Raw genomic sequence first — 24,502 nt, forward strand, 5'->3', positions numbered from 1 at the left:
GCTTTTGGGAAGCAAAACAACAATCCTGAATGGATTGCATATTTATGGTAAAGTTCTTGTAGGATATAGCAATAGATTTTTCTATTGAAAAAATATTTTAGTGGCATTAACGATAATTGAATCAGCATGCAAAAATATTTGTACAGAACTCATAGCCGGGAGGAAATAAGCCAATGGCAAAATATGCTCAGCTATTTCTGTTATAAGCGTGCCTACGGTGGTTATGCCAATGATACTGATGAATTTAAAGCCGGTATCATTTATTCAAACCGCGAAGATTTATTAAGAAAATTACAGCATTTAAACATTGGAATAAACATTATTCCTGAAGGAATGCCTGACACTGCACTTGAAAAAGAATACCCTTCTGAAGCTTTTATCGCGAACTTCCGGACAAGAATTAATGAGTTTCCAGACTTAGAACAGCCCGGAATGGTGTCTATTGATAATATTTCAGTATTTGTATGGATAGAAAAAGATCATATACTTTTCACTCTCAGCGGTTTAGAAAAAACATCTGCTGTAACAAAAAAAGATTTAAATGCCTGTCTGGAGCTGGAAGCAAAATTTAACCAATGTGGGTGGACTAAATATCGTTACTTTGGTTTTGCAAAAGATCAATATCACTTCCCCCCAATTAGTTACACCACAGTAAACATCACCAAGAGCAAAGGGCCTGTTTTGTTTAAGTCACTTCTCTCACAATCTGGTAAATCATTGGAGGCAGGCTTTGTAAGAATTTTTATCAGAACACTAATGTCTTTTATATTCTTACTGGCAATCATTCTGGGCGTCAACTCAATTGCTTCTATGCCGCTCATTTCAGTAATAGTAGTAGTGTTACTCATTGTACTATACAGTATTTTACGGAAGGCACATACACATATTTTAATAGATCAGCAGGGAATACACTATTTGAATAAACTGCATAAAAAAACCATCCGGAAGTTAGCCTGGTCTGATCTCCGGAAGTCACCACTTACTTATGATATTTATCAGACCTTAAGCTGGACTGCCACACCTACTATACCAACTGTCAGCAACTGTATTGTTTGGTGGGAAAGTCAAAATGGAAAACTGATCGAATACAAAGAAACATTTAATAATGGTCATATCTGGTATGTTGGAAGAGATACCAAATCGTTAATGAAAAAGTTTATCGAAGGAGTTGAATTGTTCCGTCCTGATTTGCGGATAGACCCTGTACTGATCGCATCTGTTCGTAAAGATAAAAATGATGTTGAAGTGGGGTAATATTATAACCGGTAGGAAAAGGTTTGTATTGTGACTCATTTATATCTTTTTCAACAACGTATATTAACCCAATATAACAAATAACCAATCCGGAAGATAATATTAAACTTATACTACCTGCCAACGTTTTATGTATTGCAACACTTATTAACGCAAGAATAAAAGCTCCGAACAGAAACAATACAATACCCATGAAAATTGCAGAATTACCCAATTCGGTAAGGGTACATATCAGAAAACAAACAATGGAAGCCTGTAGAAAAAGAATCGAAAATATACCAAGTTTTTTTGCCCTTTTTGCTTTCTTACAAGTAATTTGTTCGTTCATCTACTGAAGATAAACAAAAAATCACGTTTTCTATATTTGAAAAATATAAAACCGCCGCCACTTTAACAGTAAAGTGGTGAGTGCATTCTTAAAAACTCTATTGATCTTTCTTAAAATAAAGCAAGGCTTCGCTTTCTTCCGCTTCATCTATATATTTTAAGACCAAAATATCTTTTATCATCATGATAATAAAAAAGTCTATCAATTCTTCTTCCATTAAATCATCAACGTCATTCACAACACGTAACTGTTGAAATCCGTCCTTTTTTATCAATGTATAATCACCCGCCCTGGTATCACCCAATAAAGTTTGTATATACCTATTATCAGTTATTTCAAGTTCTCCCTTGGTATAAGGTGTCAGATTAGATTTGATTTTCTTTTTTGTTTCGGCTAAGTCTTTCGCTTCTACCTGCGAAGACATATGTTCCGGTAGCCTTATTGAATCATTTATCCAATCATAATAGATTCCTCCCATATCAAAAGCTACCATTGTCCATTTGCCTTTCAGATCGGCGACCTTTAAATCATTCTGAGCACTTACCGAAGCCGATACCAGCAAAAAAAACACAACAAGAATATATATATTTTTCATAAAAAATAATTAAGAAGCTGTCTTTTAAATAAACAGGGCATTATATAAAACGAAAAGTAAAAAACATTTATTACATAAAACCCTGGATCCTGTTAAGAGTACCTACATTTGGATTAAGGAAGTGATAAACTTAAACAGTAATCAGATTACAACACTTAACAACTGACTATCAAACAATTTCATATTAAATTTATAACAAATTAGTAGATATCAATTACCTGTTCTGCCTGAATACGCAGTATATTTTTTTTCAGGAGTACTTTTTTTTGAAATTAACAACAATACCATCGTGAAAATGATCTACTTATGAAGCAAAAATTGTAATTTTCTATATAGCAACCAATAGCTACTTCTAGTGATTTTAATTCAAATGCCGATGGAGTTATTACAATACGACCAGATGAAAAAAACCTGGTATCAGATAGGCGGGAATAATGAGATAACTCCTGATCCTGATTTTCAACTGCAACTGCATAAAAAACTTCAGCATATCTTTCATGTCGGAGATTTTTATTACTATATATTCAGGACAAACGGAGCTGATATGGAGTTTATCAGTGAGCGGGCAAAATACATCTGGGGATTGCATCATGCCAATGAATTAACGATAGAATATTTATACGATAATATTCATCCTGATGACAAATCGCGTTTTATTGAATATGAGCACACTGTAACGGAATTTTTCAGCAAACTCACTCCTGAGCAGGTATTAAGATACAAAGTGAGTTACGATTACCGGATCAGGCATACTGATGGTTCTTACAAGTGGATTCTGCAACAGGTTTTAACCATTCAAACAGACGAAACAGCTGCCGTACTCAGAGTATTAGGTGTACATACCGACATTACACACTTAAAAGGAGGAGATCAACCAGCTGGTTTGTCTTTTATCGGACTCGAAGGTGAACCTTCGTTTTATAATGTATCCACCACTAAAACATTCAATATTCCGCATCCGGAAATATTCAGCCCGCGGGAAAAGCAAATCTTACAGCAGGTATTAAAAGGAAAAACCTCTATGGCAATAGCTAAAGAGTTATATATATCCATTCATACAGTCAACACCCACCGGAAAAATATCCTGAAAAAGAGCAACTGCAATAATTTTCCTGAGCTCTTGAAAAAGGCGATGGAAAACGGTTGGCTATAACATTCACTATTTATACACCAAAGCTATCTAACATAATGAAGATTCGCAACGCAACTATTGCAGACATTACAGCCATTGATAATATTTATAACCAGGCAGTATCATTGAAGTTCAAAACAGCAGATTTAATGCCGCTCACCAAAGAAAAAAGAAAAAAATGGTTTGAAGATCATAATGATCATTATCCGGTTTTCGTTGCTGAAATCGACCACAAAGTAGTTGGCTACTTAGCAGTCAGTGCCTACCGGCCTGGTAGAATGGCACTTAGAGAAACAGCAGAAATCAGTTATTATATTGACAGTAGTTATCAACGCCGCGGTATTGGAAAACAATTAATCGAACATGCAGAAGCAAAATGTGCATCGCTGGGATTAAAAACTTTTATTGCAATTATCATCGATAGTAATGATGCCAGTATTGAATTACTGAAAAAATACAATTATGAAAAATGGGGACATCTACCGAATGTAGCTGTTTTTGAAGACAAAGAAATCGGGCACGTTTATTATGGAAAACGGATAGTTCTTTAAAAGAGCTATCCGTTTCAATTCATTTCGGATAAACTACAATTTTTGTGACTCTATTAATTGCAACATCACTGAGACTACCTCATTATCACCGGGAGGCGCAGGAACGGTTGCTTCAAGATGGTCATTCCAAGGAGAATAAGAACCGGATATAGTGATATTCTGAGAACGCCTGTTATTATTTTCTAAGGGGATATGCATTTCAAATCGCCAGTCACGTTTATTATTATCACTTTTCTTTACTAAGAGTAAATTTTTATAAGGAGATTCATTCAATCTGCTGTCAGAAATTTTTACAAATCCTAATGACGAATAATCTTCCATTGTCATACTGCCAGCACCGGCAGTAGCACTTAAATGCCTGTTTAAATAGAGTTCATTGGTTAACTGTTTAGACCATGCGGCATCATAGTAAAAAACAAAAGGTTGCTGGGGATAAGCACCAACGCTGACTACATTTATGTTATCAAATACAAACTCATTCATAAAGCTATTCGTAAGTGTTTGCAATTGTGCGCCCGATTCAATGTATTTCAAAATAGCTGAAGCATTGGTATCTTCTTCCTTTTTATCACCATCGATTTTATTACAAGCCATTAGAAAAAAAATAGTAGCCAATAAAAATAGGCTCCCAAAAGCATGCAATCTATTCTTCTGAAACATTATACTTTTTTTATAATAAAATTTTGTATTTATTTTTCAACACTTAACTTTTCAGCACTCTCTAACTGTCGAATCAAGATCACTTTCACCTGGGTGAGTGCATTGTCTTTCGCCTCTGCATATGAAATTGCGTATAGCCGTTCTATTTTTCGAAGATGTGGTGGAAATTCAGCCAACAATTTATCGTAATACAGGTCTAATTCATCGCGGGAGGGCATTTCAAAACTCAATCGAAGTTGAAAACGACGGGTTAATGCATGATCAATGATAGTAGCATGATTAGTAGCAGCTATGAGCATCGACTTTTCAGGAAAGTAATCGATCAATTGAATCAGCGTATTGACCAATCTGCGCATTTCCCCTACATCTTTTTCATCATTACCCCGCTCCTTGCCTACCTGATCAAACTCATCCAAAAACAAAACAGCTTTGTCTCTGGCAGCTTTATCAAAGACTGCTTTTATATTTTGAGACGTTTCTCCGATTCGAGAACAAACCACATTGCTCAGATTCAAAATCAAAATCGGTTTTCCCAGAGCTGCAGCAATCGCTTTTGCCGTTGTTGTTTTACCACAACCCGAACTCCCATGTAAAAATATTTTATTGTTCACCGGTAATCCGTAACGCGACAATTCCTCTATATAAAGATGTTCCTTAATCAATTGGTTAACCGTTTTTCTATTCTCTTCGCTCAATAATACATCCTCCAACTTTACGGCATTCTTGTCATCAATAATCAGATCGTATATATTCATATCAACTCTTTTATTTCACCACAACTAACAAAATAACTGAAACTATAATTTGCTGATATAAACAGCAATATCTTTTTCTACAGTATTACCTGTTTGTTCGAGATGATTAATAATTCTGTTACGTTCTTCCTGCGTTTTATTCTGACTGAGTTTTTGTTGCCCCTGCAAGCCGGTTACCTCCAGCTCAAAAGCCACAATACCCCGAATCATTCCATTTTTATACTTGTCACTTAAACTATTCCATTGTTCCAGATAATCTTTCTCATAGAATTTTATGGTTTGTTCCAGCAAATCGATCTTTTCCGCTTCGCTTTCAAGAATACGGCCTTTTCCGTAAGCGTGTATGGCTATATAATCCCAGGTAGGAACACTCTCGCGTTTGTCGTAATGTTTGGGAGAAATATACGCATGTGGTTCTGAAAAAATAACTAATGAGGTATTTTCCTGAATATAGCGTGCCTGCTCATTGGCTATTGCGAAATGCGACCGTAATAATAAATGTTCATCAGTTTGCTGTATATAAAACGGTAATTGAGTGGCTACCGGAATGTTTTCTTTCACGGTAATAATCGTGGCAAAGCTATACTTTTTCATAAAATCGATCATCGCCTGCCGGTCTTCAAACTTAAAGGAGTTAGGAATATACATACATTAACATTTAACCTTAAACACGCTCTCCATACAATTCAAATCATTTCTGGATTTACAAAAATATCCTTTAATACTGGCTTTTATGTAAAATTCTTGATAAAAGGTACGGATTGATGGATAAGCCCAACGTTCAGGAAAAAGAGGCTTTCAGCTTACTCATCAAGACCGTGCATCAATAACCAAACATTTCATCCCATAGAATGTTAATTAATTGATACACTTTTACATATGCATTAACAAACATTATCTTTGTCAGGCACTTTTTCATTATCGGGTCAACATTGCTCCTTTCAAAAATGTTAGCCGTTGAATGTAAAACATCCTAAAAATGAAGCAGATCAAAAAAATATTAATTCTTTACGGCCTTCTTTTTCCTTTCACGTTGCAGGCACAGAACTTTACAAAATCCTTTCTGCAATCCCAAAATGAAAGAAAAGATACGCTCATCCGGTTTAGCAGCTCCTCTGAATTTAATTATTTACCGCTAACAGTCATTAATGGAAAAGAAAAAGGGCCGGTGTTTACAATTGTAGCCGGTATACATGGTTATGAGTATCCCCCTATTATTGCCGTACAGGAATTAGTAAATGAAATTAATCCGGCTGAACTGAAAGGCACACTGGTCGTTTTACCAATAGCTAATATTGCGTCTTTTTACAAAAGAGTTCCTTTTGTGAATCCGGTTGATTCAAAAAACCTCAATAACGCATTTCCGGGGTCTGCTAGCGGTACACTCACCGAACAGATTGCCCATTGGATCACCGGCAATATTATTCCGCAGAGCGATGTTTTTCTCGATATCCACGGCGGAGATGCAAATGAAGACCTGCTACCTTTTATCTGTTATTATGACCGCAAAGATGCTTCCTTACAAACCAGCCAGGCACACCAGCTCTCTGTTGCATCAGGAATAGATCACATTGTTTCTTATCCTTATACCATTTCTTCTACAGAACCTGCTAAATATGCATTTAAACAGGCCACACAACACGATATTACGGCGCTTAGCATTGAAGCAGGAAAATTAGGAACAGTACAATCAGAAAATGTACAACTGATTAAAACAGCAGTGTATAATATGCTTGATCATATGACAATGTATACCACTACAGGCCGCTCTACGAAAACACGAGCACCCATCATACTTTCAGACCAGGTTTATATTAAGGTACCGGTAAAAGGAATTTTTTATAGTAATTTTAAAAGTGGCGATAGAGTGTTGAAAGGCCAGGAACTCGGTTACATTGCTGATGAGTTTGGAAAAACACTGCACACGATCTTATCGCCCACCGAAGGCCTGATATTATACAAAGTGGGAACACCCCCTGTTAATAAAGACGAAACGCTTTTTTGTATCGGGCATTAATATAAAAGCTTAGTAAATCAAAGATGATACAAAAAACAAATGCAGTACGTATTTTAGATAGTTTAAGTATTCCGTATGAACTGCGCACTTATATAGTAGACGAAGACCATCTCAGTGCAACAGATGTAGCAGAATCAATCGGTATTGAACCCGAACGTTTGTATAAAACGCTTATATTAAAAGGACAGAAAGATCCTTACCTGGTAGCAGTTGTTCCCGGCAATGCACAACTAGACTTAAAAAAGATTGCCAGGGCTTCAGGAAACAAAAACTGTGAAATGTTACCGATGAAAGACTTACTTTCGGTGACGGGTTATATCCGTGGCGGTTGTTCACCTATCGGTATGAAAAAACAATTTCCAACATTTATTGAAGAATTATCTTCAATAGAAAAAACCATTGTAATCAGTGCCGGTAAAAGAGGGTTACAAATTATCATTCATCCCCTCGACCTGGTGAAAGCCATTGACGCCACACTGGCTGACCTGATATAATAAACATGAACGAATTGAGTTATTTGTATAAACGAAACTTTAGTAATGGACTTATCCCTTTTCCTGACCGACCACTCTGCTGCATTAATAAGCTCTTTAATTGTAGTTGCTTTCATTGCCGGTTTTATTGATGCCGTTGTGGGTGGAGGTGGATTAATTCAAATTCCCGCATTGCTGATTTCTTTTCCGAATGCACCGGTAGCTACTCTATTCGGCACCAACAAGATTGCAGCATTATCCGGCACTTCTGTAGCAGCTTACCAATACGCCCGCAGAATTAAGTTTGATTACAAGTTATTACTGGCAGTATCGGTCTGTTCATTTATAGCATCTACAGCAGGAGCCAAACTGGTCAGCTTTATCAGTGCCGATGTATTGAAACCTGTAATTCTGTTTATTCTCATTGTTATGGCAATTTACATTTACCGGAAAAAGAGTCTGGGTAATTCGGTGAGTAAAACATTAAGCCTTCCAAAACAAATTCTTTTCGGATCACTCATCGGGCTGGTGGTAGGATTTTATGACGGTTTTTTCGGACCCGGAACCGGTAGCTTCCTGATTCTCGGTTTTGTTGTTATTCTCGGTTTCGACTTTGTAACTGCTTCCGCCTATTCAAAAATCATCAATTGTCTTACCAATATTTCTGCTCTTATCGTATTTATAAAACTTGGAAATTATCTACTCGAAATAGGTATACTGATGGCAGTTTTCAATATTCTGGGAAATGTTATTGGCAGCCGTATGGCACTGAAAAACGGAAATGCCTTTGTACGCAAACTTTTTCTGGTAGTAGTTTCTCTTATGATCATCCGTTATGCATATGATGTGTGGAAAGAATTCAGCCCTTCAGTGTTTAGCTAACAAAAACAAACTGTACTCATACACAGGTAAAAAACTGTAAGTAAACTCATCCAGCCTAAATGCATAATTTTATTCATCTTAAAATAATAAAATTATGATCACCCTTGCTGAAAACAGAACACATCTACAAGGTATACTTGATTTACAAGCACTCAACCTGCCCGCCAATCTTTCAGAACAGGAAATAAAAGAACAAGGATTCGTAACAGTGAAGCATACCCTTGAATTACTTGAAAAAATGAATGGTATTGCGCGGCATGTTATTGCAGTAGAGAATGATAAAGTAGTAGGTTATGTATTATCAATGGATCCATCCTTAAATAATGAAGTACCGGTACTGGTTCCTATGTTTGAGTTGCTCAATAACCTGCAATATAATCAACAGCAATTATCTTCTTCAAAATACATCGTTTGCGGACAAGCATGCGTAGATAAAGCTTATCGTAACCAGGGCTTGCTAACAAAAATGTATACTGCTATGAAAGAATCCTACTCAGAAAAATATAATTATTGTGTTACTGAAATCGCCGTATCCAACGAACGCTCTATGAAAGCACACCAGAAAGCCGGATTCAAAACCATTCATACTTTCTCTGATAAATATCAGGACTGGAATATTGTATTATGGGATTGGTCGAAAACACTATAAACGACATTAACCACACTGTAACATGTAATTTGCAAATATTTCAAGATCAATTTCTTAACTTAATATCATGAATCAGCCGGCCGATTTTAAAGTAAAATCCGTTCTACTTACCGGCAATTCTGCACCACACTGCTTAATAATCCGTTCCTGCTGTTAGCTTTTAAGCTGTTCAGCATAACGTTAATAATGGTACAGCGGAGCCAGCAACTTCACTTATACATTAAAATCCCAAAACTTACGAACAAATAAAAACTAATACCTGTTAGTATTTAAAAAGAGGGTAAATTTTTTTTGCGCTCTTATCAATGGTTAAACATCGTCATTTACAATTGAAATCATTTTTTAACTTAAATAAATGTCATATGCCAAACGCTATTAAACGACCAAGTTTCAAAGACAAATATGATAACTACATCAATGGAAAATGGACAGCACCTTCGAAGGGAAAGTATTTTGATGTTATTTCACCGATAGACGGTAAAGTATTCACACAAGCAGCACATTCAACGAAAGAAGACATAGAACTGGCAGTCAATGCGGCACATGATGCTTTTAAATCGTGGAAAAATGTATCAGCAACCGAACGCAGCATTTTGCTGAATAAAATTGCCGACAGGATAGAAGAAAACTTAGAATATATAGCATCTGTTGAAACAGTAGATAATGGTAAAGCAGTAAGAGAAACATTGAATGCGGATATTCCTTTAGCAATTGATCACTTCAGATATTTTGCCGGTGTGATACGCGCTGAAGAGGGATCAGCAACGGAACTGGATAAAGATACGCTCTCCCTCATCATCAACGAACCACTGGGTGTTGTGGCACAGATCATTCCATGGAACTTCCCGATTCTGATGGCTGTGTGGAAGCTGGCGCCGGCACTGGCTGCAGGTAACTGCGTTGTACTGAAACCGGCAGAAAGTACACCCGTTTCAATCATGGTACTGATGGAATTAATCGGTGATATATTACCGGCCGGTGTAGTCAATATCATTAATGGTTTCGGTGCTGAACTCGGACGCCCTTTGGTAACAAACCCTAAAGTATCAAAAGCAGCCTTTACCGGGTCTACAGCTACCGGCAGACTGGTAATGCAATACGCTACCGAAAATATTATTCCCGTTACTTTAGAACTGGGTGGTAAATCTCCTAACGTTTTCTTCAACTCAGTAATGGATGAAGACGACGAATACCTCGACAAAGCGATTGAAGGAGCTGTACTATTCTGTTTAAATCAGGGTGAGATCTGTACCTGTCCGTCAAGACTATTAATTCAGGAAGATATTTACGATGCCTTTATCAAACGTGTTATTGAAAGAGTGCAGGCAATAAAAGTAGGTAATCCGTTAGATCCGACTGTAATGATGGGTGCTCAGGCATCACAAATTCAGAAAGATAAGATTGCATCTTACCTTAAACTGGGTAAAGAAGAAGGTGCAGAAGTGTTAACCGGCGGTGATATTAACCACCTGGGCGGCGATCTTGAAAACGGTTACTATATTCAACCTACTTTGTTTAAAGGACATAATAAGATGCGTATCTTCCAGGAGGAAATTTTCGGACCGGTTCTGGCCGTTACCACCTTCAAAACGGTTGAGGAAGCGATTGAAATCGCCAACGATACCATGTATGGATTAGGCGCCGGTGTATGGACCAGAGACGCTCATGAATTATATCGTGTTCCAAGAGCAATTCAGGCAGGTAGAGTTTGGGTAAACCAATATCATAGTTATCCGGCCGGAGCACCTTTTGGTGGATATAAACAATCAGGCGTAGGTAGAGAAAATCATAAAATGATGCTGGCGCACTATCGTCAAACAAAAAATATGCTGATCTCTTATAATAAACAAAAACTAGGATTCTTCTAATTAAAAATACTACCATGGTAAAACGTTTGGATGCCACAGAAAAAGCACTTGAGATGATTCAACTATTAAGTGAGCAACATGGCGACTTAATGTTTTATCAGGCAGGTGGCTGTTGTGAAGGAACGCAACCGCAATGCTTCGAAAAAGGAGGCTTTTTTCCCCGGATGAATGATGTTTGCATCGGTACCATTAATGGTTACGAATTTTGGGTAGACAGAGATTTATTCGAGTACTGGCAATATTCTCACTTTACACTCGATGTATTGGATGGTTTCGGACCGGGCGGTTTTTCACTCGAAACACCTTACAACAAAACTTTTAAAATACACTACCGGCTTTTTACTGAAGAGGAACTGAAAAACCTCGAACCGGTAAAAAGAATGGAATAAAAGCAAATTAAAACCCTTGTTAGTTAACAAGGGTTTTAATTTATAATAAATTATATTCTTCAGAACAACAACTATGAATTTCTTTTTAAATATTCTTCAAAATCCTTTTTTGAAATGCCTAAATTCTTGAGATTTGTATGTATGTGTAACAGAGGGATTTCTTTGTATAAAACTCTTACTACGACCGGCCTGTTCAAACGCTTGGAATTACCCTTAGGATAATTCTATAAATCATGAGAAGCCCTGGTTCTTTCATATTCCAATCACATGCTTTCTAAGAAGGCTATAAAAACTGATATGGGAATTTGCTTAATACCCATCTTAAAATGCAGGAATCAGCGGGCAGGTTACTCACATGAAAGTGATTATACGAGTGTAATCAACCTGAGAATGTAAAACTAAAACGTAACTTTATAAATTAACTTACAAAATAGTAATACCGTGAAAGAGATCATCGTAAAAGAGGCAAACCCAAAAGACATTACCATTTTACAACAAATAGGCAGAGATACCTTTTTTGAAACTTTTTCCTCTACCAACTCAGCAGAAGACATGAAGAAATATCTTGCTGAAAGTTTTAGTACCGAAAAATTATTAAGCGAGTTAAACCATCCGGACTCTCTTTTTTTCATCGCCTGGCACGATCAGGTTTCTGTCGGCTACCTGAAGCTGAATACCGGTCAGGCACAAACTGAGTTACAGGATGATACGGCCATCGAAATAGAACGCATCTATGTTAAAAAAGAATATCATGGTCTGAAAGTTGGCCAGATTCTTTATGAAAAAGCATTTGAGACCGCTCATCATCTTCAGAAATCTTATCTCTGGTTAGCGGTGTGGGAAGAAAATCATCGAGCCGTTGCTTTTTATCAAAAAAATGGATTTGTAGCCTTCGATCAACATATTTTCAAACTGGGTAGTTCCGAACAAACAGATATTATGATGAAAAAAGCACTAAACTAAACACCATGCCAATCAATATACAACCGGTTCTTGAAACAGAAAAGGTAAAGCTTTTACCTTTAAAGGAAAGTGATTTTGAAAATCTGTATCTGGTAGCTGCCGATCCTAAAGTATGGGAACAACATCCCAACAAAGACAGATGGAAAAAAGAAGTATTTCAAACTTTTTTTGAAGGAGCACTGCAAAGCCAGGGTGCTTTTAAAATCATTGATAAACAAACAGGAAATACTATTGGAAGTACCCGATTTTATGATCATAATGAACAAGACGATAGCATCTTTATAGGTTATACTTTTTATGCCACCGACTACTGGGGAAAAGGAATCAACCCTTTGGTAAAAAAGATGATGCTTGATTATATCTTTCAATTTGTAACTAAAGTATATTTCCATATCGGTGCCCAAAACACGCGTTCACAAATAGCCATCGGCCGTATCGGGGCAATTAAAACCGGAGAAGAAATAGTGCCTTACTTCGGAGAAGCACCCCGTTCGAATTTTGTATATGAAATCAAAAAAGAAATATGGTACCAGAGGAACAGCTGAGACGGTTATTCCGGCTGCATCCAAGTAGTTAGAAATAAGCAAATTATACCATTAGTAATTGAAAAAAATGCCCACGCTTTCAATTATTCAAAAAATTGTTTAATTTTACAGTACACAAATCTTTTGTTTCCATGTAGTAGATAATTTCTTTCTAAATATCATTTCAGCTGCCCGCCCGGGCAATTAATATAATATTTAACTATTTCAACAGAAAGAAATTATGCTCTCTATACAACAATTGGGATATATACATCCCGATCTTCAACCTTTATTCTCAGGTATTAATGCTTTTATACCCGCGCAAAAAAAAGTAGCACTGGTTGGTGACAATGGTGTGGGTAAATCCATCCTGCTGAAACTGATTGCCGGAAATTTATCTGCTGCTGAAGGAACAATTCATATGCTTTCTAAAGCTTATTACATTCCGCAGATAGTAGGCCAGTTTGATCATCTCACTATTGCTGAGGCATTACACGTTGATAAAAAGCTGGCAGCACTGTCTGCTATCTTAAACGGCAGCATTGACGAGCAAAATTATACCGACCTCGATGACGACTGGACGATTGAAGAACGTTGCAAAGAAGCTTTCAGCTATTGGCAACTGACTTCTTTTGATATGAATACCCCATTACAAAAGTTAAGCGGCGGACAAAAAACAAAAGTATTCCTCTCCGGATTAATGATTCATCAACCCGAACTGGTTTTGTTAGATGAACCGACCAATCATCTAGATACTTATAGCCGGCAGTTATTGATGAACTATGTTCGTGATTCAAAACAAACCTACCTGATAGTGAGCCATGATCGTGGTTTGCTGAATCAGATGGAAGAAATATGGGAACTTACGCCGAAAGGATTAAATAAGTTCGGTGGCAACTACTCATTTTTCAAAGAACAAAAACTGCTTTCAGAGGAAGCGCTGGCACAACAACTCAAAAACAAGGAGCATGAAATCAGAAAGGCAAAACAAACAGAAAGAGAATCAATCGAAAGACAAAACAAACTAAATACACGCGGGAAGAAAAAGAATTCTGCCGGTGGTATTCCGACCATCATGCTTAATAAACTTCGCAATAGTGGTGAAGCGAGCAGTGCGAAATTAAAAGCCGTTCATGCAGACAAAAAAGAGAACCTGGTAAAAGAATTGGATCAGATTAAAGACCAGTTGATTATTAAAGATGGAATGCGTCTGGAACTAGACAATACGAAACTTCATTTTGGTAAAAAACTGATTCAGGCAACTGATTTAAATTTTTCTTATGGGCGTGGTAATCTCTGGAAAGAAAATTTCAATTTTGAAATTAATTGCGGACAAAGGCTCGCTATAAAAGGTGGAAATGGTAGTGGTAAATCAACATTATTGAATCTCATCACTCAAAAAATACCGCCCACTACAGGAAGTTTACTGCTTCAATATAATTCGATCGTGTATATTGATCAGGATTATAGCCTGTTGAACGATCAACTGACGGTATTCGGGCAAGCAGAGCTTTTCAATAAAACAGGATTATTAGAACACGAGATAAATATCTACCTCACTCGTTTTCTATTTTATCAACGTGATTGGAATAAATCCTGTTCAAAATTGAGTGGTGGAGAAAAAATGCGTTTATTATTATGTTGCATCAACATTCAGCGTACAGCACCCGATATTATCATTTTAGATGAACCGACTAACAATCTGGATATACAAAGTATAGAAATCCTTACGGAAGCAATCAAAGCATATAAAGGCACTTTACTGGTAGTTTCACACGATCAAACCTTTTTAGAAGACCTGAACATTCAGGAATATTTTGATATGTGACAATAATTCCTAAATAAGCCGAAATATCAAATAGCCGGCTTTCTCTGCTGTTTTGCAGTTTACAGAGCAGCAGAGAAAGAATATCCCTTACAGTTATTTTCTAATTTTGCGAAACAACCTTTAATTTACGTTCAGGTGATAGTTTGTTTTGAACGTACACCACGTACAACCCCAACAGCTCCAACGTCGCAACATTAAGAAAATACCGAACAACGTTTCCTTCAATTTTGCAATCGATTAATCCTGCTGTTTTTAACTCTTTTAAATGCTGTGACACGGTTGGTTGCGCTAACCGGATTTCATTCACTATTTCACCGCAAATACTTTCTTTAGCTGTCATCAGATGATCAATGATAGCAATTCTTGCAGGATGCGAAATGGCTTTCGCTACTTTAGCAAGCATTTGTTGTTGCTGAGAAAACTGAGCTCCTTTCGAATAAGCCATGATGTAATTTTTAAGAGTAAACACATTTCATCTGTTAATTTAACATGCCGCTCAGTTAAACCATTATTTTGTTTAATGATTTTATTCAAAATTGTTTTGTTATCCTCAGAATACTATTTCAAATCATTTATTTCCCCGGCACTCAATTCAAATGTACGCACACTCACCAGATCGTGCAGTTGTTCAATTGATGTTGCACTAACTATGGGTGCGGTGACCCCTGTTTGCTGCATCACCCACCGGATAGCAATAGACGCCATGGACTGGTTCTTTTTTTTGCTTAACATCTCCAGACATTCCAACACCTTCCAGCTATCATCATTGATATATTTCCTTACAAAATCTTTACGCGCTGTTGTTTGCAGCAATGCTTCTTCTCCTCTTCTATATTTTCCACTCAGAAAACCGCTGGCCAGTGAAAAATACGGCATCACCCCCAGCCCATACTTTTCTGCCAATGCTGCATACTGCTGTTCATATTTATCTCTGAATACCAGATTGTATTCAGGTTGAATAGATACATAAGCTGCTAATTGATGTAAACGGCTATATTCTATAGAAGCAGCTATTTTTCCGGCATTCATATTTGATACACCAATGGCCCGCACTTTTCCTGCTAACACGAATTCATTCAATACCTCAATGGTTTCTTCAACAGAAGTTTGTTCATCATCGTGGTGCACCTGATACAAATCAATATAATCAGTTTGTAACCGCTTCAATGATCTGTCTATTGCCTGTCGGGCATATGCCGCAGAAATATTACGCGAAGTGTTTTCAGAATATGTACCACCAAATTTTGTAGCAATCACTACCCTGCTTCGGCATTTTCTTTTTTTTATCCAATGCCCCAGTACAGTTTCTGACTCACCGCCTTTCAAACCGGTTCCCCAATGTGAATAGTTATCAGAAGTATCGATTGTATTGATATCATGAGCCAGCCAGGCGTCTAATAACTCAAAAGACTTTTCTTCACCTATCGTCCAGCCAAAAACATTTCCACCTACAATCAAGTCACTTACCGATAAACTACTATTACCTAATTGTTTCATGACCCGTTATTATTTACCTCCTAAATATTTACTGAAAAAACCCATCATTGCTTTATATAACTCAATCCGATTTTCTTCATGGGCAAATCCATGTCCTTCATTATACTTAACCATATACGGTACATTAAAACCGCGTGAGCGTAATTCGGATACAATCTGGTCGGATTCATGAATATTCACCCTCGGGTCATTTGCTCCCTGTACCACAAATAATGGCCGTTCAATTTTATCAATATGAAAAATGGGGGATACTTCCAGTGCAATTTCTTTTTCCGCAGGGTTATCCAGATCATACCAGATTTCTTTGATAATTTTTAACATTGGCTTCCAGTACGGCGGTATCGATTGAAAGAATGTTTCCAGGTTTGATACCCCTACATAATCAACTGAGCAGGCATACAGTTTCGGAGTTTTTACCAATCCCATTAATGCGGCATACCCTCCGTGACTACCACCATAGATGGCAATTTTTGCTACATCAATCCACCCCTGCTCAATCACATATAATACACCATCTTCCACATCATTCATACAGGCGCGACCGATTTGCTTAAAGCCTTTTCGCATGAATTCTTTTCCATATCCTCCGGAAATTCTGAAGTTCACGTGTAAAGTAGCATATCCACGCGAAGCAAATAACTGAGCTTCGGGGTTAAAAGCCCATGAATCTCTGATACCCTGCGGCCCGCCATGCGGATTCACAATCAAAGGCACTTTTTTTCCAGAGAGCGCTGCTTCCGGTAATGTGATATAACCATGAATTGTTAAACCATCTCTCGATTGAAAACGGATAGGCTTCATAGAAGCCATATCTTCTTCCTTTAGCTGAGGCATTAAATCCATTAATAACTCTATCTTACCCGTCAGATGGTCGTACAGGTAATATTTTCCATACAACTTATCGGAGGTGACATATACCAGAAAACGGTCTTCTTCATCTGTTCTGTCAATAATATGAATCGCATCGTCACCCAGTTCGGCATTTAACTTTTTATAAATTTCCTTAAAGGTTTCGCTCACAGGGATGATTTCCTGCTTTTCACCTTCATAAGTAAAAAAGTCAATCTCCCAGTTTCTCTTTCTTGATAACCGTAAACCGGCAGCATCATACTCTTCTACTTCTAATACGGTTTTAAGTTGTTGATACGTTTTCAGATTCCAATATTCGATTCTGGCCTTATCACTTTGAAGGTTGGATACAAGATATACGATATCTTCATCAGCCTGGCTATAATCAAATGCAAGAATAGCGTGATGATCGTAATACTTATTTTCATACAATAACTTAAACTCCTCCTCACCGGCTGCCTTGTAGAAGTATTGTGTATTTACTCCATCTTTCAGTTTTGAAAACCCCTTCATTAAGCCGTCTTTATTGAAGGTATAAGACTGAATAGGATTCACCACATCTTTATTCTCATACAACTTTACCAATTCTCCTGTATGAACATTTACTTTATAAGGTTCGAACACCTGAGGATTCTCTTTATTCATAGAAATAATCATATGATCAGGATCCTCTTTCAACACATTGATCACACCGGCTTTTACTCCTTCGAAAGGTGTTAAATCGATATTATTGGAACCGTCTACATTTACGGTGTAGAGATGATAATTTTCATCGCCGCCGTTATCCATAAAATACAACAGTTTCTCATCACTTAACCAATAGTAATCACGCACCAGTTCTTTTACTTCATCGATTACTTTCAACACTTTTCCGGTACTGATTTCCCGGATATAAACAGGTCGTTTATGTTGTGCGTTCTTTTCTCTGAATGAAATATAACGGCCTTGGGGAGATAGTGCAAATGCACTGATTTCCGGTCGCTGAAAATAATCTTCCACTTTATATTTAAAATCACCTTTATCGAGCTGAATCAGTTCGTTCAATTCTTCAGCAGAAGATACCAAAGCAGGGTTTCCCGGTAACTTCTTTTCGAAGGAAGTAAATTGTATTGCCGTAGTATCTCCTTCATTTCCTATTTCACCGGCTAACGTTTCTCCATCAAAGATTCCTTTAAATTCAACTCCTAAAGGAGGAATGCTGAAATTTACATTATTACCATCCACCACAGGAAATACATTCAGGTTTTGTAATCCTAATTCGGTGATAGAAACCAATGCTGCTGTTGTATCATTCTGATTTTTAATTTCCAGCTGTATGACCACTTTATTACCTTGTATAGCTAAGTCGGCTTTCCAGCTTCCGGTCAATTGATTTAAAACATTCATGAATCACAATTTTTATTAATAAAGCGGATACAAGTTAACACATTAAAAATAAAACAGGTCTGTTCGGTTAGCCCGGACAGACCTGTTTGGTATTATGATCGGAAAAATAGCTTCCGGAATATGTTTGATTTCTTTATGACTGTTGTTTACGCAGGTATTTAGTGAGTATTACAATCATTTGTCCTTCAACCTTTCCTTCAATTTGTTCGTGATTATCCGGTACCAGTCTGATATTTTTTACAACAGTACCCACTTTCGCTTTGATTGTAGAACCTTTCACATCCAAAGTTTGTGTTAATACAACGCTGTCGCCATTCTGTAAGAGATGCCCGTTACTGTCTTTGTGAAACAGATCACCGGAGGCGTCAGCATCAGCATCACCCAATGCTTTTGCCCATTCCAGCGTATCATCATCAAGATACATCAATTCAAGTTGTTCAGCGGCCCAGGATTCGCTCTTTAATCTATTCAGTAAACGCCAGGCCAGTACTTGTACGGAAGGATATTCGCTCCACATAGTAGTAGTCAGGATATTCCATCTTTGTGCATCGAGTGGTACTTTTTTATCTACCTGTTCGATACAGGTACTACATAAGTGTACGTAACCGTCTGCACCGATATTTTTGGCGGGCTGTACCTCATACATGTGTAAAGGAGCAGCTGCTGTGCACAGTTCACACTGATTACCACTGCGATTCTTCAATTGTTCGTCTAATTTCATATACCGTCAGGTTTTCGGCCACAAATGTACATTTTTATTTAGCAAAGAAAGTTGAGTTTTATCATAATATGATGTATTTCATTGCACATATCAGCGCATATTTTACGTGTATTTAAGTATTTTTTATTAATTCAACTTAAATTCTTTCACTAAGCTTTGAAACTTTCTTTTTTTTAGTGAACTTAGGGCTCTTACCCCGATGCAATTTTAGCTAACCACTTATTCGCTTTGTTATGAGTACTCATTTGTATCATCTGGAACTGGAATGGACTGGTAATACTGGTGTCGGAACAACCGCTTACACCAGCTATGAAAGAGGATATAATATATCCATTCCCGGAAAGCCTGTATTACAAGGCAGCTCCGATCCTATTTTCAGAGGAGATCCCACCAGGTATAACCCCGAAGACCTGCTGGTTATTTCCCTCAGCTCCTGTCATATGTTGTGGTACCTGCACCTTTGTGCCGTTAATGACGTGGTGGTGGAAGAATACAAAGATTTTGCAGAAGGTAAGATGGAACTCGACGATACCGGTAACGGCCGTTTTACTGAAGTAGTGCTGAAACCACAGGTCAAAATAAAAAATCCGGAGAAAACAACCATGGCTATGACCTTGCATCACGAAGCACACAAAGCCTGTTTTATTGCTAAATCAGTTAATTTCCCAGTATTACATCAACCCTCGATTTTAGTATAAAGTGATTTCAAAAATAACTTACTGCGCTTATAATGAGCAAATCTTCACCGGTACCGAAGATGCAGAACAGCTGATTTTTAATTATTGTAAAGAAAAAAAATACGATTGTTACCAGCTTAGCAATACCCATTTTATCTTTTACAGAGTCAGAAAATGGTATAGTCTCGGTCAGGAAATTTCTATTGATACCGAAAATGGTTACTGGGAAGTATTAAGCCGGCAAATTTTTCCTACTTTCTATGATTTTTCTGCAAATTTTTTCAACGTTCGTGACTTTGTTGCTTACATTAGAGAAAATACGGAATCAGCAGATACTGCAGATGAAAATACAGACGAATCTTTGATGAGCGATAGCCCGGATAATACGACCTCTATAGCTGCTATAACAAACACTTTAGAAGAGCCGTTGCAGTATGACATTACAACCGGAAACAATACTTCTGCTCCACCGGAGATAACAGAAAGTATACCTCCTCCGGTAGAAACACCACGGTTTTTAGCGCCGATTGATTTTGTCAGCAATCGACCTCCCTATTACGCAAATCTGATGCTGATTGTGTCGTTGTTGTTAGTATACGGACTAATGGTGCTCAGTTCTCAAACAGGGCATGTCAACCGCGCTGTTATGCGTACCTGGGGAGCTAACCATGATTTGTTTGTTTCTAACGGTGAAATACACCGACTGATTACCAGTATATTTTTACACAGTGATATTATGCACGTGCTCGGAAATATCATTGTGTTATTCCTTATCGGCGGATTTATAGAAAAATGGGTATCCTCTAAATTCTATATCATTCACTTTATTTCGATCGGTTTTTTTGCCGCCAGTCTGAGTTTTTACTTTCATGACGGTGGATTTATCCTGGGAGCATCCAGTGCTGCATTCGGGTTATTGGGATTACTATTCTTTGCGCTGCTTCGAAAACAGTTTCCGCGTGCTATTATTCCAACCATCCTCAGCATAGCTGCTTTTTTATCAGTAGATCTTGTAATGATTACACTGCATTGGGATACATACATTGATCATACCGGCCACCTTGCCGGACTCTCTTTCGGCTTTATATACGGGATCATTTATGACTACAGTAATAGAAAAGCCCCATTTAAAAAAAATCTGAGAATTCTGTTTGCCCCACTATTAACAGCATCTGTAGCAATGTTGATAGTGTTGTCAAAACCAACTGATTTTAAAGAGTGGGAACACCATATGAAAAAAGCCGAGCTGTATTATGAAAACGGTAATTTTATCTTATTGAATTATCATCTTTACAGAAGAGCTGATATCCCTAAAGAAGTAAATTATGCACTGGAATGTTTTGCTGACCTGAACAAAACAATAGACTCATTACAGCACCTACGGGTACCTGCGGGTTATAAAAAAATTCCAATAGAAGCATTTACATACATAGAGGAAAGAAAAGACTTGTTACTCTATTTAAAAGAGAGTAAAGAAAACTATGAGTTCGATGTAAATGAATATGAAAACAGACTCAAAAAACTAAGAAGGCGTTAGAAAAGCTTACCATTTTCAACTGTACCTTTTTCAGTTTCTTCTATCATTGTATAGATCACTGGCAAAAGAGGTTCACTACTCATTCTGAAATCCTTCTGAATAGTATGTGCCTGTAACTTGTTTGAGGGAAATATATCTGATAATACCGCAAGCGTTTCCTGTTCTGCGGATGTATTTAAAAAATCATATGCCTGCTGATTTGTAAGAATGGCGGGCATTCTTTCTTTTGAGTTGTGAATTTTTTTCATTAACTCATTCGCCGGCTGCGTAATGATCGCGTAATTTTCGAGATACTCTCCCGTTTGCCGGTCGGTCCAGCCTTGCCAGATACCGGCCATCCAGAACCATTCCTGCTGTTTTACCTGAATGGCATAAGGATATTTATCAGTAGTTTTTAACGGCTTACCGGTTTTCTTATTTATTTTCGGGAGGTGACGCCATTCAAAAAAATGGGTGGCAGGAACAAGACAATGTCTTTTCAGAGCAGCATCTTTATACAAATTCTGAAACACTGTTTCCACTCTTGCATTTAACAAATCCATTGGCGGGTGAAACTTTCCTGTACTATCGGTATAACCGCTACGCATTCTCAGTAATTCATTCCCGTCTCTGATATAGGAAGGAATAAAACCCCATTCCATTATTCTGGGTTGTAGATTACCATTTTCATTGGTAACAACTACGGAGGGTGAAAAATCAAACCCCACTTCCACCTCTTTAAACAATGGTTCGAAACCGCTCAGATCCAGATCAGTTTCGCCTAAGGTTATATTCAGGGTAACATTCGTCTTAATTCCTTTATAAAAACACATACACTTAAATTCGTTCTGCCCAAATATAAACTGATGAATTCAATAATCAATTCGCCTATTAAGCGTAAACTTAAAAAACAGCGGAAGAATAAACCTTCATGAACATTAAATGTTAGTAATCCTGAAAAAAATTGTATATTAACGAAATGCTTTTTGCATGGTAATTTCATAAAAGCTTTCCTCAAAAACCATTTTATGCGCATTTACTCTACCTTATTATTGATTCTGACAATTTCATTAAAAGGAGCAGCACAGCAATATTTAAAACCAGACTTCGACGCGGAAGAATATTATGAAGTTTGCCTGGTCAATAATATTATTTCAGGTTTTGAACAGCCTTCAATCCCACCCCCGGCTGAATTTCAAATGATTTATAAGAGTAGCCCTTCACCACTTGACAATGTTTGGTCGTATTGGAAAAGTAATAAACGGCCGGTAGGTATGATTGTTATTCGCGGCACTTCCGGAAAAGGGGAATCGTGGTTAGAAAACTTTTATGCAGCGATGATCCCTGCTACCGGGCAACTTGATTTTATTGACGGAAAGAAGTTTAACTATCAATTAGCCGATCGCCCCGATGCCGCAGTACATGTAGGCTGGACACTAGGTTTTTCGTACATGAAAGATAGCCTCGACCTGCTGATTAAAGCAGAAATGGCAGCAGGTATTAATGAATTTATTGTAACCGGGCATAGCCAGGGCGGTGCCATTGCCTATATTTTAGCAACCTGGTTAAAAAGAGCATATCCCGGCCTTACTGTAAAAGTATACTGCTCGGCAGCACCAAAGCCCGGAAATACCGGTTTTGCATATGATTTTGAATTTTTGTTTAGAGGTGGCTGGGCTTTTAATATAGTAAATGAGCTGGATTGGGTGCCTGAAGTACCTTTCTCTATACAAACCATGCAGGATTTTAATAAAGTAAATCCTTTTGCCAACCTTAGAGGAGTTATCAAAAAGCAAAAAGTTCCGGTGAGATGGGCCTTAAAGAAATACTATAATGATCTGGCAAAAAGTTCGGAAAAGGCACAACGTAAGTTTCAGAAGAGACTGGGCAAAACCATAGGAAAATTCATTATTAAAGCCGATCCGAACGCAACATTACCCGTATTTGCCACTTCACACCAGTATGCGCGTACCGGCCAGCCGGTAGTGCTCAAGGCAACAGAAGAGTATAACAGCAAATATCTTGACGAAAACGGTAAAAAAATATTTGTACACCACTCTATTGTGGCATATATGGACTTACTAAAATATTGGTATTTAAAAAAATAACATATTACACTAACAGGTATTATAATACAAACATCATTTATTATTTTTGCGGTATAAAACCATCGTATGAGTATATTCAATAATAAAGTAGTAGCTATAACAGGAGGAAGTGATGGAATAGGAAAAGCCTTGGTAGAATATTTCATCCAGCAAGGTGCAAAAGTGGCTACGTGCGCCAGAAATCACGACAAACTTTATGATCTGCAGATCAGACATAGTGATGCATTATTGCATACAATTACCTGCGATATCAGTAAAGAAAGTGATTGTAAGCGTTTTATTGAATCAACGATCAAAAACCTCGGTGGCATTGACATTCTGATCAATAATGCCGGTATCAGTATGCGTGGTTTGTTTAATGATACCGATACCGAAGTCATTAAAAAACTAATGGATCTAAACTTTTTCGGTGCTTTATATTGTACAAAATATGCTTTACCTTCTATTTTGGAGCGTAAAGGAACCATTGTGGGCGTATCGTCTATAGCCGGTTACCGTGGTTTACCCGGAAGAACCGGTTATTCTGCTTCCAAATTTGCATTACAGGGATGGCTGGAAGCATTGAGAACCGAATTGCTGGATAGCGGTGTGAATGTAATGTGGGTTTGTCCGGGGTTCACTTCATCGAACATACGTAATGCCGCTTTGAACGCCACTGGTGAGTCACAAGGTGAATCGCCATTAGATGAATCGAAATTAATGTCTGCCGAAGAGTGCGCTGTTCACATTGTAAAAGCGATTGAAAAGAGAAAACGTACCCTTGTACTTACCGGAACCGGTAAACAAACTGTTTTCTTAAACCGCTTCTTCCCGGCCTGGGCAGATAAACTGGTACATAAATATTATTTCAAAGACGGTAAACTTATTAAATAGTCGAAGT

25 protein-coding genes are annotated in these 24,502 nt (G+C 37.5%); 16 read left to right on the forward strand and 9 right to left on the reverse strand.

Translation table 11 applies throughout. The annotated features are described in order from the left end of the window. Positions 1–126 precede the first annotated feature (126 nt). Positions 127–1,254, forward strand: coding sequence for a hypothetical protein (locus D9O48_RS03980; RefSeq protein ID WP_126970870.1), 1,128 nt, complete (start codon positions 127–129; stop codon positions 1,252–1,254). 425 nt (positions 1,255–1,679) lie between these two features. On the opposite strand, the gene D9O48_RS03985 is transcribed toward D9O48_RS03980, so the two are convergent. Continuing rightward, positions 1,680–2,177: a hypothetical protein gene (locus D9O48_RS03985; RefSeq protein WP_126970872.1), complete on the reverse strand. Its 498-nt coding sequence runs from the start codon at positions 2,175–2,177 to the stop codon at positions 1,680–1,682. A gap of 376 nt (positions 2,178–2,553) precedes the next feature. On the opposite strand from D9O48_RS03985, the gene D9O48_RS03990 reads away from it, so the two are divergent. Together D9O48_RS03990 and D9O48_RS03995 are read left to right on the forward strand one after the other, a co-directional pair. After that, a complete protein-coding gene (locus D9O48_RS03990; RefSeq protein ID WP_158624809.1) occupies positions 2,554–3,330 on the forward strand; it encodes a LuxR C-terminal-related transcriptional regulator in 777 nt (258 codons plus the stop codon). 35 nt (positions 3,331–3,365) lie between these two features. Beyond that, entirely contained in the window at positions 3,366–3,860 is a 495-nt protein-coding gene (locus D9O48_RS03995) for a GNAT family N-acetyltransferase (protein ID WP_126970876.1), read from the forward strand. Between the two features lie 33 nt (positions 3,861–3,893). Here D9O48_RS03995 and D9O48_RS04000 read toward each other — a convergent pair whose 3' ends face one another. From D9O48_RS04000 to D9O48_RS04010, 3 genes are all read right to left on the reverse strand, one after another. Further along, positions 3,894–4,454, reverse strand: coding sequence for a hypothetical protein (locus tag D9O48_RS04000; protein WP_126970878.1), 561 nt, complete (start codon positions 4,452–4,454; stop codon positions 3,894–3,896). A gap of 95 nt (positions 4,455–4,549) precedes the next feature. Then, a complete protein-coding gene (locus D9O48_RS04005) occupies positions 4,550–5,275 on the reverse strand; it encodes an AAA family ATPase (RefSeq protein ID WP_126970880.1) in 726 nt (241 codons plus the stop codon). A gap of 42 nt (positions 5,276–5,317) precedes the next feature. Further along, positions 5,318–5,923 (reverse strand): FMN-binding negative transcriptional regulator, encoded by a 606-nt coding sequence (locus D9O48_RS04010; protein ID WP_126970882.1) that lies wholly within the window; start codon positions 5,921–5,923, stop codon positions 5,318–5,320. Positions 5,924–6,254: 331 nt separating this feature from the next. Here D9O48_RS04010 and D9O48_RS04015 point away from each other — a divergent pair, with 331 nt between their 5' ends. From D9O48_RS04015 to abc-f, 9 genes are all read left to right on the forward strand, one after another. Then, the gene (locus D9O48_RS04015; RefSeq protein WP_126970884.1) at positions 6,255–7,292 is read left to right on the forward strand and encodes a succinylglutamate desuccinylase/aspartoacylase family protein; all 1,038 of its coding nucleotides are present in this window, start codon (positions 6,255–6,257) and stop codon (positions 7,290–7,292) included. A gap of 23 nt (positions 7,293–7,315) precedes the next feature. Beyond that, the gene (gene ybaK, locus D9O48_RS04020; protein WP_126970886.1) at positions 7,316–7,786 is read left to right on the forward strand and encodes a Cys-tRNA(Pro) deacylase; all 471 of its coding nucleotides are present in this window, start codon (positions 7,316–7,318) and stop codon (positions 7,784–7,786) included. Positions 7,787–7,831: 45 nt separating this feature from the next. Next, entirely contained in the window at positions 7,832–8,647 is an 816-nt protein-coding gene (locus D9O48_RS04025) for a TSUP family transporter (protein WP_126970888.1), read from the forward strand. Between the two features lie 94 nt (positions 8,648–8,741). Further along, entirely contained in the window at positions 8,742–9,296 is a 555-nt protein-coding gene (locus tag D9O48_RS04030; protein WP_126970890.1) for a GNAT family N-acetyltransferase, read from the forward strand. A gap of 362 nt (positions 9,297–9,658) precedes the next feature. Continuing rightward, positions 9,659–11,164, forward strand: coding sequence for an aldehyde dehydrogenase family protein (locus D9O48_RS04035; RefSeq protein WP_126970892.1), 1,506 nt, complete (start codon positions 9,659–9,661; stop codon positions 11,162–11,164). 14 nt (positions 11,165–11,178) lie between these two features. Further along, entirely contained in the window at positions 11,179–11,553 is a 375-nt protein-coding gene (locus D9O48_RS04040) for a DUF779 domain-containing protein (protein ID WP_126970894.1), read from the forward strand. Positions 11,554–11,994: 441 nt separating this feature from the next. Next, positions 11,995–12,516 carry a GNAT family N-acetyltransferase gene (locus D9O48_RS04045; protein WP_126970896.1) on the forward strand — a complete coding sequence of 174 codons (522 nt, stop codon included), beginning with the start codon at positions 11,995–11,997 and terminating at the stop codon, positions 12,514–12,516. Between the two features lie 5 nt (positions 12,517–12,521). Continuing rightward, the gene (locus D9O48_RS04050; RefSeq protein ID WP_126970898.1) at positions 12,522–13,061 is read left to right on the forward strand and encodes a GNAT family N-acetyltransferase; all 540 of its coding nucleotides are present in this window, start codon (positions 12,522–12,524) and stop codon (positions 13,059–13,061) included. 220 nt (positions 13,062–13,281) lie between these two features. Beyond that, complete coding sequence (gene abc-f / locus D9O48_RS04055) at positions 13,282–14,868, forward strand: ribosomal protection-like ABC-F family protein (RefSeq protein ID WP_126970900.1); 1,587 nt, start codon at positions 13,282–13,284, stop codon at positions 14,866–14,868. A 100-nt stretch (positions 14,869–14,968) separates the two neighbouring features. Here abc-f and D9O48_RS04060 read toward each other — a convergent pair whose 3' ends face one another. From D9O48_RS04060 to D9O48_RS04075, 4 genes are all read right to left on the reverse strand, one after another. Next, on the reverse strand, positions 14,969–15,313 hold the full coding sequence (locus D9O48_RS04060) for an ArsR/SmtB family transcription factor (RefSeq protein WP_126970902.1): 345 nt from the start codon (positions 15,311–15,313) through the stop codon (positions 14,969–14,971). A gap of 113 nt (positions 15,314–15,426) precedes the next feature. Beyond that, positions 15,427–16,365: an aldo/keto reductase gene (locus D9O48_RS04065; protein WP_126970904.1), complete on the reverse strand. Its 939-nt coding sequence runs from the start codon at positions 16,363–16,365 to the stop codon at positions 15,427–15,429. A gap of 9 nt (positions 16,366–16,374) precedes the next feature. Continuing rightward, complete coding sequence (locus D9O48_RS04070) at positions 16,375–18,600, reverse strand: alpha/beta hydrolase family protein (protein ID WP_126970906.1); 2,226 nt, start codon at positions 18,598–18,600, stop codon at positions 16,375–16,377. A gap of 133 nt (positions 18,601–18,733) precedes the next feature. Next, the gene (locus D9O48_RS04075) at positions 18,734–19,321 is read right to left on the reverse strand and encodes a PhnA domain-containing protein (protein WP_126970908.1); all 588 of its coding nucleotides are present in this window, start codon (positions 19,319–19,321) and stop codon (positions 18,734–18,736) included. A 233-nt stretch (positions 19,322–19,554) separates the two neighbouring features. On the opposite strand from D9O48_RS04075, the gene D9O48_RS04080 reads away from it, so the two are divergent. Next, the gene (locus D9O48_RS04080; protein ID WP_126970910.1) at positions 19,555–20,019 is read left to right on the forward strand and encodes an OsmC family protein; all 465 of its coding nucleotides are present in this window, start codon (positions 19,555–19,557) and stop codon (positions 20,017–20,019) included. 1 nt (position 20,020) lies between these two features. Further along, positions 20,021–21,535, forward strand: coding sequence for a rhomboid family intramembrane serine protease (locus D9O48_RS04085; protein ID WP_126970912.1), 1,515 nt, complete (start codon positions 20,021–20,023; stop codon positions 21,533–21,535). On the opposite strand, the gene D9O48_RS04090 is transcribed toward D9O48_RS04085, so the two are convergent. Beyond that, positions 21,532–22,347 (reverse strand): SOS response-associated peptidase, encoded by an 816-nt coding sequence (locus D9O48_RS04090; RefSeq protein ID WP_126970914.1) that lies wholly within the window; start codon positions 22,345–22,347, stop codon positions 21,532–21,534. The genes D9O48_RS04085 and D9O48_RS04090 overlap by 4 nt on opposite strands. Positions 22,348–22,542: 195 nt before the next feature. Here D9O48_RS04090 and D9O48_RS04095 point away from each other — a divergent pair, with 195 nt between their 5' ends. Together D9O48_RS04095 and D9O48_RS04100 are read left to right on the forward strand one after the other, a co-directional pair. After that, positions 22,543–23,622 carry a lipase family protein gene (locus D9O48_RS04095; protein ID WP_126970916.1) on the forward strand — a complete coding sequence of 360 codons (1,080 nt, stop codon included), beginning with the start codon at positions 22,543–22,545 and terminating at the stop codon, positions 23,620–23,622. 66 nt (positions 23,623–23,688) lie between these two features. After that, positions 23,689–24,495 carry an SDR family oxidoreductase gene (locus tag D9O48_RS04100; RefSeq protein ID WP_126970918.1) on the forward strand — a complete coding sequence of 269 codons (807 nt, stop codon included), beginning with the start codon at positions 23,689–23,691 and terminating at the stop codon, positions 24,493–24,495. The last annotated feature ends 7 nt before the right edge of the window (positions 24,496–24,502 follow it).

The sequence above is a fragment of the Gynurincola endophyticus genome (assembly GCF_003991195.1).
Taxonomy (GTDB): Bacteria; Bacteroidota; Bacteroidia; order Chitinophagales; family Chitinophagaceae; genus Gynurincola; species Gynurincola endophyticus.